Here is a 16,803-nt window from a genome sequence, read left to right as displayed (position 1 = left end):
ATGCCAGGAATGTCTTTAGGGTTGGGTTTGGGACTTACCAATAACTCCGCACCTGCGGTGACAAGAGAGACATTGGAAGGACTATCCCATGAACTTGTTCTGCCAATGGAACTCTTAGACGTTGTAGCAAATGTTGATGATGGACGCATTGTAAAAGCTCTGATCAACCCTTGGCAGTCTATTTTCGATCAACTTAGAAAAAACCCGGAGTTGCTCTACGAGTTCTCACAAAACCATCGCGTTTTCGAAGAGTTCATTGCTGGAGCCTACGAAAAAGCAGGTTTTGACAAAGTCGTATTAACGCCACCTAGCGGGGACCTTGGGCGCGACATTGTCGCCGAAAAACGCGGTCTCTTGACAGTTAGGGTTCTTGATCAGTGCAAAGCGTTTAGCAAGGGGAAACTTGTATCTGCAAACGATGTCAGAGCGATGATGGGAACACTCTTTAGGGAAAAAGATGCTTCCAAGGCTGTGGTTACTACAACGTCTGATTTTGCGCCTCGGGTGCGAAACGAATGGAAAGAATTCCTTGGGAATAAGCTCGAACTTAGAAATGGGTTAGACTTGATTGAATGGATGAAAGAAATCCAGAAGAAATCGTAGCGTGTGTAGGATGGGTGCTCGCACCCATCTCCCCTACAACCATTCAATAACCGATGAAACCACCTCTCCCTCAGAATAAAAACGGGCGGGAACCCCCGCCCGAACCGTTACCCCTTATCCCAATGGGCAATCACGTCGTACCCAACCGGCGTCGGCGGGCCTTCCATGAATTCGGCGAAATGGCCCCACAGCTCGGCCACTTTGGGCGCGTTTGCGTTCGAGGTCGCCTCGCTTTCGACCACCGAGATCACATAGCCTGAACCATCCTCGTTCATCACGTTGGTAAAGCTGTGCATGCCGGGCATACCCATGATGTCGGATTTCAATTCATTCATCTTCGCCGTCGCCGCCTCGCGCGTACCGGGCTTCATTTTGTATTGGGTAATTCGTGCAAACATCACTTTCCTCCGTCGTCTGGCAAAATTGCCATGTAACACGGCCGGAACGGCCCCGCCGCGCGTACCCTAGCACGACGGCCCGAAATCTCGCATTGATACCGGCGATTTGCGCCGATTTTCAACCATACACCGCACTGCATCCGGGCGGCTGTCCCTTCAGGGTTGCAGTCTCACCCCCAGTGCGGTTGTTTTTGCACCGATGGATGCTTGATCCCAATCAATGTCGAAACGCGAATGCGTCGGCAAAGTGGGTCCCATGCAAACACAGAACCCAACCGGCATAGACGCCTACAAACCCGCCCAGATCGCCGAGCTGGTTGAAACCGCTGGCGTTGCCAAGGCACATCTCACGGTCGGCCAGACACTGACTCTGGCGATACTCGCGGGCGTGTTCATCGGCTTCGGCGGGGCCGCCTATACTATGGTCATGACCGGCGTTGACCCGGGGTTTGGACCGGCCCGGTTTCTGGGTGGCGTCGTGTTCTCGCTGGGCCTGATCCTTGTGGTCGTCGGCGGGGCCGAGCTGTTCACCGGAAACGCCCTGATGACCATCGCGGCGGTGGATCGGAAAATCTCGCCGCGCGCCCTGCTGCGCAACTGGGGCCTCGTGTACCTTGGGAATTTGGTCGGGGCCATCGCGCTGGCTTTGGCCTTCGCTGCAACCGGCTTGCTGGACGGGCCCATGGGGGCCACCGCATCAGCAATCGCAAATGGCAAGGCCGACCTCTCGGCCACCCAAGCCTTTGCGCGCGGCGTTCTGTGCAACGCGTTGGTCTGCCTTGCCGTCTGGCTGAGCTTTGCGGCCAGATCGGTGGCGGGCAAGATCATGGCAGTACTCTGGCCCATTGCGGCGTTTGTCCTGTTGGGGCTCGAACATTCGGTCGCCAACATGTACCTGCTGCCGCAGGGCGCGCTTGCCGGCGCCGATTTCGGTTTGGGCGCGGCCATGGGCAACCTGTTCTGGGTCACGATCGGCAATATTGTCGGCGGCGCAGGCGGCGTCGCGCTTGCCTATCGCTTTGCCTATCTGCGCAATACGCCCGGCTGAGCACGCGGTTTGTCAGGTTTTGGGCAGGGAGATCCCCACACTCCACCCTTGCACCCCGCCCCACCCTCCTCCACGTTTGAAATCACAAATTGTGATTCCAAACGGCTGCCATGACGAACCCGAAAAACCTGCCCAGCGCGCATGAGGTGCAAAACGCCATTCACAGGGTGCGCGGCACCCGTGTGGTGCTGGCCGAAGATCTGGCGCAGTTCTACGGAAAATCCGTCAGTGCCTTCAATCAGGCCGTGTCGCGCAACACCGACCTGTTCGAGGGCTACCGCTTTCAGTTGACCGATGCCGAGGTTGCCGATTTGCAATCACAGAATGTGATCTCAAAACCCAAAGGCCGCGGCGGGCGGCGGGTCAATCCGTGGGTCTATACCGATTACGGCGTGGCCATCGCCTCGGCTCTGTTCAAGGATCCGCGCGCGATCAAGATCACGCGGATGATCACCGAAGCCTTTGTCGATGGCGCGAACGCCCTGGCCGAAACTCCACGCAACCTGCCGGAAATCCTGCCCCCCGAACAGGCCCCCGCCCCGCTGCTGCCCAATGGCGACCAACTGCGCGATCTGGCCGAAAACATCCTCGATTCCGGCCAGCAGAGCCTTGTCGATTACATCGCAAACCCCACCACCAAGCGCCAACAGGCCGTGGCGGTGATCATGAAGGCGCTGGCCGAAACCGCCGGGGAAGAGGTCCGCACCCAACAGGAGCGCCTGCGCCTGCGTATCGCCGAACGGCTGGCCACCGGCGATTATGCCAGTGACGACGACCGCAAAGGGTTGCTGGAACTGCTACAGGCGATGAAAGGTTAGCCCTTTCCCGCCCCGAGAATTCAGGGGCGCACGAACTTGGCGCTTCCCACCGACCGTTCGCGCGGCTTCGGCTGGTCCTGTGCCTGCACGGTGGTCGCGCGTGGCAGCTCCAGCTCGGCATACCCGCAGGCCACCCCGTCACCATCCGGGTCGTTGCGCTCATGATAGCCCGGCTGCCCTGCGCGGAATGGCCCGATCCCCATGGCCTGTGTCGCATCACATCCCGCCAGCGCGATCAGGTGGATCACCGCCTCGTCCCGCTCATAGCCCGAGGTGCGCAGAAAGACGCCCGTGGCAATCAGCGCGGTCGTCAGCGGCAGCAGCAGAACCATGATCAGTATCCGCAGCGGGGACAGCGCCTGCCGCCGCGCCGCCTCGGCGCGCAGATGCCGTTTGGCCGAGCGCGGGTTCAGATCAGGTGCTTCCTGCGTTGGTTTCTTGAACAACATGCCCCGACCCATAAGGGCAATATGTGGCAAAGCCGAGGCAACACAGTTCCACCGGGTTCAAAAATCTGGCCCGGCCCGAAACCACCGCCCGCACAGGCACAATTTTGCTTACTGCCAGTGATGTCCGGCCGTCACCGGACCACATGCACCGCACAAGGGGCGTGGCGCACAATATGGGACGCAGTGGACCCCAACAGCAGATCCTGCATCCCCGGCCGGTGCGAGGCCACGATGATCAGGTCCGGGTGATGTGCCTCGGCCCAGTCCAGAATGGTCCGGCCGGAATGCCCTTCGACCACAATGCCCGTTGCATTCGGCAATTGCGACGCCAGCGTATCCAGCTCTGACTGAATCGCCTTTCGGGCCTCAGACAGATATTCCGCCGGCATGTACGAGATTGCATAATTCGGAATATGCTCAACCACATGCAGCAATGTGACCTGCGCGTCCGGCGTGGCCAGAACCCGGGCCAGTTTCAACGGCCCGGACGTGTCTCTTTCAGCATCGAAAGAGATCGGAACGAGAATGTTGTGATACATAGCATGCGCCTCCGTTTTGCAGACTTACTTTGAAACAGACATGCACGGCAGGCTTTGATTCAGGTCAGGTAGAGCCAAATGTCTCTGCAACGTCATACATGACCGGCTCAAAGCTCTTGCATAGCTCGTTGATCTTGCGGTTGCGGTCTCGCATCTCGGGGGTCCGTAGCATGGCCAGGAAATCCTCGCGGCGTTGCCATTGCGAATAGTTGGCGATCCGGGTTTGCGCATCATTCACATGAAGCCCCGCGGAAACAAAGCCGGGCTGCTTCGAGATGAACTCGGAATAGGCGTCGGTCAGCGCCTCCAAAAGGTCCTGACAGGTGCCGGGCGTCATTTCAAACGTGGTGATAACTGTCTGAACACTGGCGTTTTTGGCGATTTTCGGCATCGGGATTCTCCATTTCTTTCCCCAAGCCTAGCACATCAGATTGAAACGTCGCCTATTTCCTTGCCGCTGCGCCAATCCGCGCTTTTCTGCGCCCGTTTATCAGGCGGCTGGCCACCCCGGAATGGGCGGCCAGCCGCTGTTTCAACGCTCCATGCGCATCGTGACCGAGACTTCGCCTTTCAGGTGATCCGGCCAACGCAGAATAAGACTGTCGCCACTGGCCCCCTGTTCCGTCAGAACATGAGGGGCCGAATAGACAAGGTTGTTGAACACCCCGGTCAGCGACCCGATGGCAGTGACCCCGTCGCAACCGCGCGCCTTGCCGCCAAATGGCAATTCTCCGTTTGCCGAAACAGTCCAGACATTCGCGACCGAGTTCTGCTGGCTGCGGATGCGCAGCGGGTTCGAGGATCTCTTGCCAATCCCGTGATAGGTATTGTTCTCGTAGGTCACGTTCGAATGCCTGTTATTGTCCAGATCGGCAAAAGACGTATCGACCCGTTCCGCCCGGTCGATCGAACCGCTGGTGGCGCGGAACTTGTTCCCGGTCACCGTCACACCATTCAGGTAATGGCCAGCGCCATAGGGGCGGATGATGATATAGCTGAACCAGGCCGGCGCATCGCTCGAGAAAAAGATATTGTCCGTGATGCTCATCGAACTGAACGAAAACCCGCTGGTATAGGTAGGTGCCGCATCGCGTTCGTTGGTCCATTCGATAAAGCAGTTGTCGACATAGTTCTCGGCAATGGTCGAAGTGTTGTAGGTGCCGATCATGATCAGCCCCGCGGTACGGACCCCCTGCGGGATGCCGTCGCCCTGAAAGAAATGGTTGCCCAGAACCAAATTAGTACCGCCGCCCAGAACGGCAAAATGCTTGAACCGTACCGCCCGATTGTGACGCAGCTTCACATCGTTCGAGTTGGTGTTCAGCCCGATGGAATTCCGGTCCGTCACGTCAAGCGCTTCTTCTGAGGACAAGAACTGGCAATTGTCGATCAGCAGCCCCTTGCACCCCGTCGCGGTCGAGGTCAGGCCCCGATCCTTCGGGCGACTGATAAAGCAATCTTTCAACGAAAACGTACTGCCCGAGGCCGCCAGACGAATGCCGCTGCACCGGCTGTTGCACTGAAACTCGATCTGTTCCATGCCGAATTTCCGCAACGTATCGAAACCGCTAAAATCCAGCAGGTATTTGAACGACTGAAAGGTAAAGGTCTGGGTACCGGCGGCGTCATAGATGGGCGCGCTCAGGGTCATCTCACCGGCACCTATGTTCTTCGAGCGCACGTAAACCTCACGCCCGACACCACTGCCCTCAACCAGCGATCCCACGGGAATATTGGCCACATTGGCGACATTGGTCAGGCGTGTCTTGTCCGACGGGTCATAAGTAGCGACAGAGGTGAAGGTTTCGGTGTCCCAGGCGGTACCGCTTTTGACATCGAACTGCCCGTTGCGGATCACGCGGCGCGTGGAAAAGCCGCTTTGCTTGTTGGGAACCGCAGCGGCCATGTCGATCGGCGCGGAAACGGAAATCTTGCGCCCGCCAAGATCCAGCGAGTCATGGTCCGAATTGTTCAGCAGAGCCTGAAACGCCTTCTTGAAAGCCAGCTCCTCATCTCCGAACGCCTCAATATATGCGGGCAGATGGAAATCCTTGGTCAGCAACAGCATCTTGTCATCCGGCATGGTGACGGTGCCTTCGAATTCAATCTCCGCATCGATGCTGGTGTTTTCCGCAAGGTGATAGATGCCTTGCGGAACAAAGACCCGGCGGCCACCGGCGGCCTGATCCGCCGCCTCAAACGCAACCGAGTCATCCGTCACACCATCACCAACGGCACCAAAGTCGCGCACATCGACCAGGCTGATCATCTCGCGCAGAAAGAACCCGGTGACATCGGTGATCTCAAGATCATCGACACGCACCAGCGCGCCGTTGGCCCCTTCGATATCCAGGCCGAAATGCCCGTAAAGGGCGGCAAGCCCCCAGGGCATGTCCACGCCCGGGCGCTGGCCGGTGCCGACAATCGCGGTGATCTCGTGAACCGTGCCATAGCCCGACAGCTGGGTGACAGGCCCCTGTTCCACAAGACCGGCCACATGCACATCGCCCGCGCCACCGGCCCAGGCTGCAATGCGTACCGACGGCAACGGGCCACTGATCGCCTTGACCCGGGCTTTGATCTGCAAATAGCAACCGGGCAGGATCGGCGTCTGCCCCATGTAACGCAGTTGCTGCGTTGTGTTGACCTTCAGGATTTCAAGGCAACCGGCAAAATCCGCATCCGCCGGAACAAACACCCCGGTGCCGGACCCGCCATATGTGGGCGACCCGGGCGTTCCGTCCCCCGCAGACCAGACGGTCAGACCATTCGCGAATTGAGGCGGCATGAACACGATGCCGTCGGTGATTGCCTTGTTCATTGAAAACCCTTTCCCAATCGCGTCGCGCAAATCCGGCGACGCGTTCAAACCCCGTGTTCAGGTCCGCCCCGAACGCGACAGTCTGGATATCTAAAAGGAATTAACCACGGCTCATCTCACCGTGACGGTGGTGTTGCCTCAGGCCGCAGGGTCAGCGGCACCCAACAGTTGCACCCCGTTGATCTTCCAGCCTTCCGTCAGCGGGATCATCTGATAGTCCAGAAGATGCACCCGCCCGTTACCGTCCGTAATCATCACCTTCTGCCACAGCGCGCCGTCAACCTCGCGCAGTTCCAGAAAACGCACATCGGCAGGACGCCAGACCATGGGATAGCCATTGCGCACCATCGCGCCGAAATTGTCGGGGTTTCGGAACAGACGCTGGATGCTGGGGCTGGCAAAGGTGAAGGCGGTCGCAAAGTCATCCGCCCGGAAGGCCTGTATCTGTGCCGCGATATTGGCCTCGATCTCGGCACTCTGCGCAAATGCGCCCGACGCCAGCCCGGCGCTCAGGGATAATGCAAGCAGTAGTCGACGCATGGGGCCACCTCCTGATCCAAGGATAGCCCCATGCCGGTTCAGGTCAAATCAGACCAGCTCTCCGGCCAGTGCCTTGTCGATCAGCGCGATGGTCTCGGGCACGCCGTAAAGCGCGATAAAGCCCCCGAAACGCGGCCCTTGCGAGGCCCCCAGCAGCACCTCATAAAGCGCCGAGAACCACCCTTTCATCGGATCAAACCGCTCGCGTCCGATGGCATAGACCACCGATTGCAACGCTTCATCCTCGGTCGGGCCATCATAGGCCTCAAGCGCCGCTTTCAGCGCTTCCAGCGCCTCGCGCTCCTGATCCGTCGGCGCGCGATGCTTGCGCGTCGGTTTGACGAAATCGTTGAAGTACCGCACGGCAAAACCGGCTGCCTTGTCCAGGTCGGGATGGCTCTCTGCCGTTGCCTCGGGCGCATAGCGGCGAATAAAGCCCCACAGCGCCTCCTTGTCTTCGGCACCGGAAACCGATGCCAGATTCAGCAGCATCGCAAAGGGAACGATCAGGGTCGATTCCGGCACGTCGCCGCCGTGGATATGCCAGACCGGGTTGTTCAACTGCGCCTTCAGGTCCTGCCCCGGATAGGCGCGCAGCTGCTGATGATACTCATCATAGGCTTTCGGGATCACGTCGAAATGCATCCGCTTGGCCGTCTTGGGCTTTTGGTACATGAAATAAGCCAGCGACTCGGTCGGTGCATAGGTCAGCCATTCGTCAATCGAGACACCATTGCCCGACGATTTCGAAATCTTCTGTCCGTTCTCGTCCAGAAACAGCTCATAGCTGAAATGCTCGGGCGCGCGGCCACCCAAGGCCCGGCAGATCCCGTCATAGATCTTTTCGTTGGTCGCGTGTTCCTTGCCGTACATCTCGAAATCAACGCCCAGTGCCGCCCAGCGTGCCCCGAAATCCGGCTTCCATTGCAGCTTCACGTTGCCGCCGGTGACGGGAACGGTCCATTCCTTACCGTCTTCATCATCGAAGGTGACGGTGTAGGTCTCGGCGCAGACTTTTTTCATCGGCACATACAGAACCCGCCCGGTTTCCGGGTGGATCGGCAGGAAGATCGAATAGGTCTGCTGGCGTTCTTCCCGCAGGCTTTTCAACATGATGGCCATCACGTCGTCATAGCGTTCAACCGCACGCTTCAGAATCTCGTCGAACTGGCCCGAGCGATAAAAGTCGCGCGCCGAATAGAACTCGTATTCGAACCCAAAGGTATCAAGGAACCGGCGCAGCATCGCGTTGTTGTGCTCGCCAAAGCTGTCATACTCGCCAAACGGATCAGGAACCGAGGTCAGCGGGCGCTGCAAATGCTCTTCCAACGCCTCAGGGTTCGGCACGTTACTGGGAACCTTGCGCATCCCGTCCAGATCGTCCGAAAAACAGATCAGCTTGGTCGGGATGTCCGACAGCGCCTCAAAGGCACGCTTGACCATCGTGGTCCGCGCCACCTCGCCGAACGTGCCGATATGCGGCAGGCCCGACGGGCCGTATCCGGTTTCAAACAACACATACCCCTTTTCCGGAGCACCTTTCTGATAGCGTTTGAGCAACCGGCGCGCCTCTTCAAAGGGCCAGGCCTTGGACGACATCGCGGTTTCGCGCAGTTCAGACATTTCAATGTGCTCCATTGGGGAAACGGTCGCGGCTGCACCACGCAACCCGACCGGCCCCTCCTATTGTGCCAGTGCAGCATGAGTCAATAAAGCACCGGTGTTTTCACCGCCCGGAACCCTGGAAAACCACCTTGTCACGGGGTTTTGCCGCCAATTGACTGTTCTGCCCGCCCTCAGCCTCTGATCCACGCCCCCTGCGCCGCCATCCCGCACCGGTTTTTCCATCCGCAGGCCTTACTCCAGCCACACTCATGGGGTGGATTTGGCGCGCGAAACATAAAAGACACGGGCGACAGGCTTTGACCTGACCCGGATATTTCGCGTGTTTGCACAGCGGTGCTACGATAGACAGACACCGGGAAACCTCCCCGGTCCAAAGGAAACGAGATGCGACGCGAAACCACCAACCTGATCCGCTTTGTGCTCGAGGATATCGTCCCGCCGATCCTGCGCGACAGCGCCGCCTTTCACTGGCTTGCGCGCCGTGTCTGGGGGGAACACATTACCCGGCTGGCGGCGTTCCGCGAACGCGCGCCTTTTCTAACGGACGAAGAATACGAAACGCTCTACCGGGAACACCCGCGCGTGCATGACGGAACCGACAATTCCGACGCTTGCATCGACCGGATCGCCAGCGACATTGTTGGCGACAGCATCTGCGACGTCGGCTGCGGCACCGGGGCCCTGCTGCAACGCATCCGCTCCCTGCGCCCGGGCATCACGGCCATGACCGGCGTCGATTTCGTTGTCGATGACGCTGAAGCCATCGAAAACATCAGATATGTTGCCGCCCGGATCGAAGACCTGCCTTTTGAGGACAACAGTTTCGACACGGTCATCTGCACCCATGTGATCGAACATCTGCTGGATTACCGCCGTGCCATCGCTGAATTGCGCCGGGTCGCGCGCCAGCGGGTCATCATCGTGGTCCCGCGCGAACGGGAATATCGCTACAGCTTCAACCCGCATTTCAATTTCTTTCCCTACACCCACAGCTTTCTGCGCGCCGTGCATCCCAGCCCCAGGTTTCACACCTGCGAGGATATCGGGCGTGACATCTATTACTGCGAGGATCGCCCGGCCGAAGAACCCACCGAAAAGCCCCTCAAGGATCAGGCTGCATGAGCGCAACTGCACCCACAGCGCTGATCTGGACCGGGCTGCTTCTCACACCTGTCATGATTTCGGTCGGACAGGTGCTGTTCAAACTTGCCGGCGGGCGGATCGACGGCCGCACCGCGACCGGGGCGATGGGGGTGTTGCATACCCTGCTCGATCCTTTCTTGCTCGTCGCTCTGGCGATTTACGGCACAGCAACGATACTCTGGATTTACGTCCTCAGGCATGTACCGCTGTCGCAGGCCTATCCGTTTATGGCCCTGAGCTTCATACTGGTTCCCCTCGCCTCGTGGCTGTTCTTCGGGGAAACGCTGGGGCTGCGCTATTGGATCGGGGCGGGCCTTTTGCTCAGCGGTATGGCGATTATGAACACCTGACCGGTTCAACCTGCCGCACAATGCGGATAAAACAAGATGTTGAACCTGCCCCGCCCCCCTTCTATCCTGCGCCATTGACGAACCCCAAGCAGGATGCCCCGAATGACCGAGCAAGTTCCCCACCCGATGTCCCCACAGGATTGCCTTGTGGCGATCATGGTTGCGATCTCGGCCTCCGACGAAACCATCCGAACCGCCGAGCTGGTCAAGATCGAGGTCGCCGTGAACATGTTGCCGGTTTTCGCCGGGTACGACATCGACCGGATGCGCCACGTGTCGCAGGTCGTGTTTGACCTGTTCGAACAGGAAGACGGGCTGGATGCGCTGTTCGGCCTGATCCGGGACAACCTGCCCGAACGCCTGAACGAAACGGCCTATGCTCTGGCCTGTGACGTCGCCGCCGCTGACGGAACGCTGGCCGAATCCGAACTGCGCCTGCTGGAAGAAATCCGGTACGAACTGAACATCGACCGCCTGCACGCGGCCGCGATCGAGCGCGGGGCCCGGGCGCGCCACACCGTCTGACGCCCGCTCCAGGCCGGTTTCAGGTTTCAGCTTCCGTAAAGTGATCCCCAGCGCTCCAGCAAGGCGCGCTGCAATTTCCGTGATCTGCTGTTCCAGCTGCGTGCGCCATCCGGGCGCTCACGCTGGGCGCGTGGGATCGTGGCGCGATGATCCACGTCGGCGGTGAATATCGCGAATGCCAGATCGACCCCGTCCGCAGTTGTCAGGAACCCACCCAACCCGGATACAAAGTTCAATGTCCCTGTCTTGGCATCAACCTTGATTGGGTGGTTCTTGACGGGCCGCCCGTTCCGGTCGGTCAGTGCAAAAGGTTTCATCAGGGGTCGCAACATCCCCGATTTCTGTGTAGCAACAAGGGCCGCAACCAAATCCGCCGGTACCATGCGCGAGGCATCGCTCAGTCCCGAATGATCGACCATGGCGATTCCGGTCACGCCGAAACGACTGGCGGCCCACCGGTTCATCTCGGCTGCTGATTCCGCCAAGGTGTGCGGGTCAACACCGCGCGCCCTGGTCGCGGCCAGCCCGACCATCTCGGCCGTCAGGTTGGTCGAGTATTTCAGCATCCCGCGCAGGACATGGTCCAAACTGTCGCTGCGATGCACCACAAGATCAACACCCCGCACGCTCTGGCGTGTCACCTGAACACGCTTCAAAACGATCCCGTTCGACCGCGCCAAGGTGCGAAACACATCACCCGCGTATAAAGCGGGCTTGCGCACCGGCAACCAGCGGGCCCCCCCATTGCCCAGCGCGCCCTTGGCCACGGTCCAGCGATCCTGCCGCGCGCTTGCCTGATAGGTATAGATCGGCAGGCTGCGATCCTCGACCCGCATGGCCGAGACATCCACCGCAGGCACATAACGCGCGCTGCGGGCATCCATGGTTATGTCATAGCCACTCCCTGCGCGTTTCCATTCGAAATGGACGCGGTTGAAGTTCAAGGAAATGCCGCTGACAGCCGGGCTATAGCCCACATGATCCGGCTGCCCGGGATCGATGCTGAACACATAAGGCAACGCCCCGTCGTAAACCCTGAACGCGCCGCGCACTTCGATAATCCCGGCCTCGCGCAAATTGGCCGCCATCGCGGCCAGCGCATCCGTATCCAGCAGCGGGTCGCCGCCCCCAACCAGAATCAAATCGCCGTGCAGAACGCCCTTCTCGATCCGGCCATCCGCCACCAGGCGAGTCTCAAACCGGTGTTCCGGCCCCAGAACATCCAGCGCATAAAGCGCGGTCATTGCCTTTCCAACGCTGGCCGGGGGCAGACTTGCGCCCTCGCCAAACACTTCCAGTTGCGCCCCGGTCGCCACATCCGCAACCGCAAACACAACTTCGCCTTTCAGGCCCGCTGCGGCCACCAATCGCTCGGCACCGCTTAATATGACCCCACGCGCCTGCGGCCTCAGCGATACAAGCGGCGCCTGCGCAAGGCCCGCTGCCGGGATCAGGGACGCCCCCAATCCCCCCAGAAACAAACGACGTGAAAAACGACCAGCCATAGCCGAATTAAAATCCCACAGATCAAAAGCACACAACCACTGTGTTAGATTATGCGCCCGTTGGGGCTATTCCGGCAACACTTCTGCGCCCCATTCGCCGCGCGTCCGGAGTTCGGTCGAACTGACATCGATCATCGGCACGTTCACGAAACACCACGCCGGGGCCTGTGCCTGCCCCAGAAGATGCCGCGCCTGCCCGTCGATCCGGTACTTCGCATAGACCCGCGCCGCAGGCGACATCCGGGCCGAGATCCGCTCGCCCGGCCGCGCCACCACGCCCACCGGCACAGTGTCCATGATCAGCCGCCAGTCTTTCCAGCGATGAAACTGCGCCAGATTATCCGCGCCCATCAGCCAGACAAACCGCACCTGCGGGTAAAGCCGCCTGAGCGCTGTCAGAGTGTCCGCCGTCGCCCGCGTGCCGACCAGCGCCTCGATATCCGTCACATCCACCTTCGGATGCTGCATCACCTGACGCGCCGCCGCCATCCGCCGCGCGATCGGCGCAGGCCCCCGCTCTTTCAACGGATTGCCGGGTGACACCAGCCACCACACCCGATCCAGACCAAAGGCCTTCATCGCCTCACGCGTTACATGCACATGGCCCCGATGCGGCGGATCGAATGACCCGCCGAACAGCCCAACGACCTGCCCTGGCCGCGCGTAAGGGATGTCGTACCGCTCCATAACCTGCTGATGTTCAGAACCGGGCCGCGTTGTCAATCAATCGGTTGCACGGCGTCGCCCAGCGCAACCCGCCCCGGCCTGACAACTTCGGCACACCATCCCCCATGCCCCCGCACGGCAGAATAGCCGCCCTTGCCCAGCGCCTCTTCCATCCGGCTGCACGGCGCACAGATCACGGTAAAGCGCAAAACGGCCTCGCCCACCTGCACCTCGCGCCCCTTGAGCGCGGCAAGGTTGATCCCCGAAACCACCAGATTGCGCCGCAGGATTTCGGGCGCAACCGGCCCCCGCCCCAAATAGGACCCAATCGCCCCCAAATGCTCCCGCTGGATCAGAGAAACCGCCCGCTTGCCCGCACGGCCCCGGTCGCCGTCGAGGCCATTGGGGGAGACCACCGCCTCCCTCACAACCTCCACCCCAACCCGCCGCTCGGGCCGGACGCCTATCCATTCGACACGTCCTGGCTGCGCCCAGCCTGATATCAGTTCCGCTAGTGCCACCACTTCATGCCCCTCATACAGCCCGGCAAACCTAGCCCATGCAGATACGGGACGAAATTCACAAAACCACCAGCTTGCCCCGCCCGCCCCGCTCGGATATCCAGCGTTTCAACCCAATTTCCCGACCCAGAGGACGCGACATGGCCGCCTATCAATATGTCTACCACATGCAGGGTGTCTCCAAGACCTATCCCGGTGGCAAGAAGTGCTTTGAAAACATCCACCTCAGCTTTCTGCCCGGCGTGAAAATCGGTGTTGTCGGCGTCAACGGCGCCGGTAAATCGACGCTGATGAAGATCATGGCCGGCCTCGACACCGATTTCACAGGTGAGGCATGGGCCGCCCAAGGTGCCAAGGTCGGTTACCTGCCGCAGGAACCGCAGCTGGATGAATCGCTCACCGTCCGCGAAAACGTGATGCTGGGAGTGGCCGCGAAAAAGGCCAAGGTCGACCGCTTCAACGAGATTGCCATGGAGATCGCCGAGAATTACTCGGACGAGCTGATGGAGGAAATGACCACCCTGCAGGACGCGATCGACGCGGAAAACCTCTGGGACCTCGACAGCCAGATCGACGTCAGCATGGAGGCGCTGCGCTGCCCGCCGGACGATGCCAACATCGCCAACCTTTCAGGCGGTGAGAAACGCCGCGTGGCGCTCTGCAAGCTGCTGCTCGAAGCGCCCGACATGCTGCTCCTGGACGAACCGACCAACCACCTGGACGCCGAAACCATCGCATGGCTGCAACAGCACCTGATCGACTACAAGGGTACCATCCTGATCGTCACCCACGACCGTTACTTCCTGGATGATATCACCGGCTGGATCCTCGAACTCGACCGCGGCCGCGGCATTCCGTACGAAGGCAACTATTCCGCATGGCTGGAACAAAAGGCCAAACGGCTGGAGCAGGAAGCCCGCGAGGACAAGTCCAAGCAGAAAACCCTGCAGCGCGAGCTGGAATGGATGCGTCAGGGCCAGAAGGCCCGTCAGGCCAAATCCAAGGCCCGGATCAACGCCTATAACGAGCTGGCCGAACAGTCCGAACGTGAAAAGCTGACCCGCGCCCAGATCGTCATCCCCAACGGCCAGCGCCTTGGTGGCAAGGTGATCGAGGTCGAAGGCCTGTCGAAACACATGGGCGACAAGCAATTGATCGAAGGGCTGGACTTCGCCCTGCCCCCCGGCGGCATTGTCGGCGTCATCGGCCCCAACGGCGCGGGTAAATCGACGCTGTTCAAGATGCTCACCGGTCAGGAACAGCCCGACAGCGGCACCATCACGCTGGGCGACACGGTCGAGCTGTCTTATGTCGATCAGTCCCGCGACGACCTGAAAGACAACGACACCGTGTGGGAGGCGATCACCGGCGGCGCCGAGATTATCCAACTGGGCGACGCGCAGGTCAATTCCCGCGCCTATTGCTCGTCCTTCAACTTCAAGGGCGGCGACCAGCAGAAAAAGGTCTCGCTGCTGTCAGGCGGTGAGCGCAACCGCGTCCACATGGCCCGCCTGTTGAAAGAGGGCGGCAACGTCCTGCTGCTCGACGAACCCACGAACGACCTCGACGTCGAAACCCTGCGCGCACTGGAAGACGCGCTGGTCGATTTCGCCGGCTGCGCCGTCGTTATCTCACACGACCGCTTCTTCCTCGACCGGATTTGCACGCATATTCTGGCCTTCGAAGGCGACGCACACGTGGAATGGTTCGAGGGCAACTTCGAGGATTACGAAGAGGATAAGAAGCGGAGGCTTGGACCGGACGCGCTGGAGCCCAAGCGGTTGAAGCATAAGAAGTTCGTTCGATAAATCGCAAAGCGATTTTCGAACGGGCGCGAGGCAGCGTCCGCATAGCGGGCGCGTTCGCGCTCCGTTGAATTGAGCGCAAGCGTAAACATCTATTGTAAATCCGCTGCACAGCTACTACATTTAGCGTTGGTAGCGGAGGTGCTCAAAACACCGCGTGGCGGACCTGAAGACCCACGGAGTGGACAACGTCAGCGTCTGCCCAGAAGCTGCAAGCGCTTAGCGGCGCTGTGTTGAAACCCTAGCGGGAAGTAAGCTAAGTCGGTCCGACAGGACTCGTGGCGGTGCCACGAATAATCTGAGCGGGTGGCCGTCGAAAGGTAGCTCCAAGTGATCATAGGAGCATACCAAACCGCTAAAAATTGGGGCGGTATATAAACACTGAGCGAAGTTTAACGCTCATCCGGATGAGCATCGCTGAGGTAAATTCCAATGCGGTTTTCATTCAAATTGAAAGGGCGAGTGTCTTATGCCGATGTTATTGGCACTATTGCACTCTTGCTAACGATACTCGGATTTTTCGTGTGACGTTGGGCGGTCTCTAGACCGCCCTTTCTTATTCCATAGCAAACGTAAGATGAGCACTCGCTCCCTTCACGCCAACTGGTAGGCCGGGCTTCAGCCCGGCACCCCTCAACACACCCACACCTTTACCAGCATCCGCCGATGAATGGCCTCAAAACCCTTCAATCGCCTTGAGGGGAATGGTGGATGCCGGGCTGAAGCCCGGCCTACGGGGGTGTTCTTTGTATCACGGCTCTCCGAATGCGCCGTCCGTCACACCGCCGCTCCATTCCGGATCAACCCGACCTGCGCGGATATCACGATGGATCGACGAATACGGCCAATCGGTTGGATGCGCCACCAACCCATGTTTGACCGGGGCTCCGCCCGTTCGTACCTCGAAACGTCCACCGGACGTTTCGCCACCTGCGGTGGATCGGCACTCACCCCCAACAATACGCCATATGATTACGATAATCCCGTTCGTCCCGAATGGTATGCTCCCAAAACCGACGCTGCCAAACCGCCCCTTCACGTTTGTTGGCCCGTAGGCCGGGCTTCAACCCGGCATATCTGCCAGAGGTCACAACAGGTAGATGCGTGAGTTCGGGTGCCGGGCTGAAGCCCGGCCTACGGTTTGCCTTGTTCACGCCCATGGTGAACCGCGCCTTGATCGCACCCCACCGTGTGGAATAATCCGCATCGCCCGGCGGCAAGGTCCACACCGCGTGCAGATGATCCGGCAACATCACAAACGCATCACACCAAAACGGGCGCTCCCGCTGCGCTTCGGCAAAAGCCGCGCGCAGATGTGCGACCTCGCGGGTCAACAGGTCCGATGACCGGTCGGCCAACGACACCGTAAAGAAATATCTGGCTCCGGGAATGCGGACGCGGCGATAATCACTCATGCGCGCAAGGTGGCGCAGGTATGACTACCAA

At 59.8% G+C, this 16,803-nt stretch carries 18 protein-coding genes; 7 read left to right on the top strand and 11 right to left on the bottom strand.

Annotation, left to right across the window (positions count from 1 at the left end; all coding sequences use genetic code 11):
• Window positions 1-603, top strand: coding sequence for a restriction endonuclease (locus ACR0LL_RS08615; protein WP_480585724.1), 603 nt, complete (start codon window positions 1-3; stop codon window positions 601-603).
• 107 nt (window positions 604-710) lie between these two features.
• Here the strand turns inward: ACR0LL_RS08615 and ACR0LL_RS08610 are convergent, their stop codons facing one another.
• Window positions 711-1,001, bottom strand: coding sequence for an antibiotic biosynthesis monooxygenase family protein (locus ACR0LL_RS08610; RefSeq protein ID WP_209507883.1), 291 nt, complete (start codon window positions 999-1,001; stop codon window positions 711-713).
• 220 nt (window positions 1,002-1,221) lie between these two features.
• Between ACR0LL_RS08610 and ACR0LL_RS08605 the strand changes: the two genes are divergently transcribed.
• The gene (locus ACR0LL_RS08605) at window positions 1,222-2,049 is read left to right on the top strand and encodes a formate/nitrite transporter family protein (protein WP_480585721.1); all 828 of its coding nucleotides are present in this window, start codon (window positions 1,222-1,224) and stop codon (window positions 2,047-2,049) included.
• A gap of 110 nt (window positions 2,050-2,159) precedes the next feature.
• The gene (locus ACR0LL_RS08600; RefSeq protein ID WP_480585718.1) at window positions 2,160-2,867 is read left to right on the top strand and encodes an ORF6N domain-containing protein; all 708 of its coding nucleotides are present in this window, start codon (window positions 2,160-2,162) and stop codon (window positions 2,865-2,867) included.
• A 20-nt stretch (window positions 2,868-2,887) separates the two neighbouring features.
• On the opposite strand, the gene ACR0LL_RS08595 is transcribed toward ACR0LL_RS08600, so the two are convergent.
• The 6 genes from ACR0LL_RS08595 to ACR0LL_RS08570 form a co-directional block, all read right to left on the bottom strand.
• Window positions 2,888-3,346 carry an excalibur calcium-binding domain-containing protein gene (locus ACR0LL_RS08595; protein ID WP_480585716.1) on the bottom strand — a complete coding sequence of 153 codons (459 nt, stop codon included), beginning with the start codon at window positions 3,344-3,346 and terminating at the stop codon, window positions 2,888-2,890.
• 101 nt (window positions 3,347-3,447) lie between these two features.
• Window positions 3,448-3,855 carry a universal stress protein gene (locus ACR0LL_RS08590; protein WP_480585714.1) on the bottom strand — a complete coding sequence of 136 codons (408 nt, stop codon included), beginning with the start codon at window positions 3,853-3,855 and terminating at the stop codon, window positions 3,448-3,450.
• Window positions 3,856-3,919: 64 nt separating this feature from the next.
• The gene (locus tag ACR0LL_RS08585) at window positions 3,920-4,246 is read right to left on the bottom strand and encodes an antibiotic biosynthesis monooxygenase family protein (protein ID WP_209507893.1); all 327 of its coding nucleotides are present in this window, start codon (window positions 4,244-4,246) and stop codon (window positions 3,920-3,922) included.
• 141 nt (window positions 4,247-4,387) lie between these two features.
• Window positions 4,388-6,676, bottom strand: a complete 2,289-nt coding sequence (locus ACR0LL_RS08580; protein WP_480585712.1) for a glycosyl hydrolase family 28-related protein — start codon at window positions 6,674-6,676, stop codon at window positions 4,388-4,390.
• A gap of 138 nt (window positions 6,677-6,814) precedes the next feature.
• Window positions 6,815-7,216, bottom strand: coding sequence for a DUF4864 domain-containing protein (locus ACR0LL_RS08575; protein ID WP_480475250.1), 402 nt, complete (start codon window positions 7,214-7,216; stop codon window positions 6,815-6,817).
• 48 nt (window positions 7,217-7,264) lie between these two features.
• Complete coding sequence (locus ACR0LL_RS08570) at window positions 7,265-8,839, bottom strand: lysine--tRNA ligase (protein WP_480486734.1); 1,575 nt, start codon at window positions 8,837-8,839, stop codon at window positions 7,265-7,267.
• Window positions 8,840-9,226: 387 nt separating this feature from the next.
• On the opposite strand from ACR0LL_RS08570, the gene ACR0LL_RS08565 reads away from it, so the two are divergent.
• The 3 genes from ACR0LL_RS08565 (at window position 9,227) to ACR0LL_RS08555 (ending at window position 10,860) form a co-directional block, all read left to right on the top strand.
• A complete protein-coding gene (locus tag ACR0LL_RS08565) occupies window positions 9,227-9,964 on the top strand; it encodes a class I SAM-dependent methyltransferase (protein WP_480585710.1) in 738 nt (245 codons plus the stop codon).
• On the top strand, window positions 9,961-10,335 hold the full coding sequence (locus ACR0LL_RS08560) for an EamA family transporter (RefSeq protein ID WP_480585708.1): 375 nt from the start codon (window positions 9,961-9,963) through the stop codon (window positions 10,333-10,335). Before ACR0LL_RS08565 ends, ACR0LL_RS08560 begins: the two co-directional genes overlap by 4 nt.
• Window positions 10,336-10,437: 102 nt before the next feature.
• Window positions 10,438-10,860, top strand: a complete 423-nt coding sequence (locus tag ACR0LL_RS08555) for a tellurite resistance TerB family protein (RefSeq protein WP_209507905.1) — start codon at window positions 10,438-10,440, stop codon at window positions 10,858-10,860.
• 26 nt (window positions 10,861-10,886) lie between these two features.
• On the opposite strand, the gene dacB is transcribed toward ACR0LL_RS08555, so the two are convergent.
• From dacB to ACR0LL_RS08540, 3 genes are all read right to left on the bottom strand, one after another.
• Window positions 10,887-12,365: a D-alanyl-D-alanine carboxypeptidase/D-alanyl-D-alanine endopeptidase gene (dacB, locus tag ACR0LL_RS08550; protein ID WP_480585706.1), complete on the bottom strand. Its 1,479-nt coding sequence runs from the start codon at window positions 12,363-12,365 to the stop codon at window positions 10,887-10,889.
• Between the two features lie 66 nt (window positions 12,366-12,431).
• Window positions 12,432-13,052, bottom strand: coding sequence for a nicotinate-nucleotide adenylyltransferase (locus ACR0LL_RS08545; protein ID WP_209507910.1), 621 nt, complete (start codon window positions 13,050-13,052; stop codon window positions 12,432-12,434).
• Between the two features lie 32 nt (window positions 13,053-13,084).
• On the bottom strand, window positions 13,085-13,555 hold the full coding sequence (locus ACR0LL_RS08540) for an MOSC domain-containing protein (RefSeq protein WP_480585705.1): 471 nt from the start codon (window positions 13,553-13,555) through the stop codon (window positions 13,085-13,087).
• 137 nt (window positions 13,556-13,692) lie between these two features.
• Here ACR0LL_RS08540 and ettA point away from each other — a divergent pair, with 137 nt between their 5' ends.
• Complete coding sequence (gene ettA, locus ACR0LL_RS08535; RefSeq protein WP_480585702.1) at window positions 13,693-15,360, top strand: energy-dependent translational throttle protein EttA; 1,668 nt, start codon at window positions 13,693-13,695, stop codon at window positions 15,358-15,360.
• Between the two features lie 944 nt (window positions 15,361-16,304).
• On the opposite strand, the gene ACR0LL_RS08530 is transcribed toward ettA, so the two are convergent.
• On the bottom strand, window positions 16,305-16,772 hold the full coding sequence (locus tag ACR0LL_RS08530; RefSeq protein ID WP_480585700.1) for an REP-associated tyrosine transposase: 468 nt from the start codon (window positions 16,770-16,772) through the stop codon (window positions 16,305-16,307).
• Window positions 16,773-16,803: the final 31 nt, after the last annotated feature.

Source organism: Ruegeria sp. AI2 (assembly GCF_056541275.1).
Note: the sequence above shows the minus strand (reverse complement) of the source record. Positions and strands in the feature narration are given on the sequence as shown.

What these genes read in the sequence shown, in the direction of transcription:
- ACR0LL_RS08615 (WP_480585724.1), top strand. Translation starts at nt 1, where the DNA reads ATGCCAGGAATGTCTTTAGGGTTGGGTTTGGGACTTACCAATAACTCC.
- ACR0LL_RS08610 (WP_209507883.1), bottom strand. Translation starts at nt 1,001, where the DNA reads ATGTTTGCACGAATTACCCAATACAAAATGAAGCCCGGTACGCGCGAG.
- ACR0LL_RS08605 (WP_480585721.1), top strand. Translation starts at nt 1,222, where the DNA reads ATGTCGAAACGCGAATGCGTCGGCAAAGTGGGTCCCATGCAAACACAG.
- ACR0LL_RS08600 (WP_480585718.1), top strand. Translation starts at nt 2,160, where the DNA reads ATGACGAACCCGAAAAACCTGCCCAGCGCGCATGAGGTGCAAAACGCC.
- ACR0LL_RS08590 (WP_480585714.1), bottom strand. Translation starts at nt 3,855, where the DNA reads ATGTATCACAACATTCTCGTTCCGATCTCTTTCGATGCTGAAAGAGAC.
- ACR0LL_RS08585 (WP_209507893.1), bottom strand. Translation starts at nt 4,246, where the DNA reads ATGCCGAAAATCGCCAAAAACGCCAGTGTTCAGACAGTTATCACCACG.
- ACR0LL_RS08580 (WP_480585712.1), bottom strand. Translation starts at nt 6,676, where the DNA reads ATGAACAAGGCAATCACCGACGGCATCGTGTTCATGCCGCCTCAATTC.
- ACR0LL_RS08575 (WP_480475250.1), bottom strand. Translation starts at nt 7,216, where the DNA reads ATGCGTCGACTACTGCTTGCATTATCCCTGAGCGCCGGGCTGGCGTCG.
- ACR0LL_RS08570 (WP_480486734.1), bottom strand. Translation starts at nt 8,839, where the DNA reads ATGTCTGAACTGCGCGAAACCGCGATGTCGTCCAAGGCCTGGCCCTTT.
- ACR0LL_RS08565 (WP_480585710.1), top strand. Translation starts at nt 9,227, where the DNA reads ATGCGACGCGAAACCACCAACCTGATCCGCTTTGTGCTCGAGGATATC.
- ACR0LL_RS08560 (WP_480585708.1), top strand. Translation starts at nt 9,961, where the DNA reads ATGAGCGCAACTGCACCCACAGCGCTGATCTGGACCGGGCTGCTTCTC.
- ACR0LL_RS08555 (WP_209507905.1), top strand. Translation starts at nt 10,438, where the DNA reads ATGACCGAGCAAGTTCCCCACCCGATGTCCCCACAGGATTGCCTTGTG.
- dacB (WP_480585706.1), bottom strand. Translation starts at nt 12,365, where the DNA reads ATGGCTGGTCGTTTTTCACGTCGTTTGTTTCTGGGGGGATTGGGGGCG.
- ACR0LL_RS08545 (WP_209507910.1), bottom strand. Translation starts at nt 13,052, where the DNA reads ATGGAGCGGTACGACATCCCTTACGCGCGGCCAGGGCAGGTCGTTGGG.
- ettA (WP_480585702.1), top strand. Translation starts at nt 13,693, where the DNA reads ATGGCCGCCTATCAATATGTCTACCACATGCAGGGTGTCTCCAAGACC.
- ACR0LL_RS08530 (WP_480585700.1), bottom strand. Translation starts at nt 16,772, where the DNA reads ATGAGTGATTATCGCCGCGTCCGCATTCCCGGAGCCAGATATTTCTTT.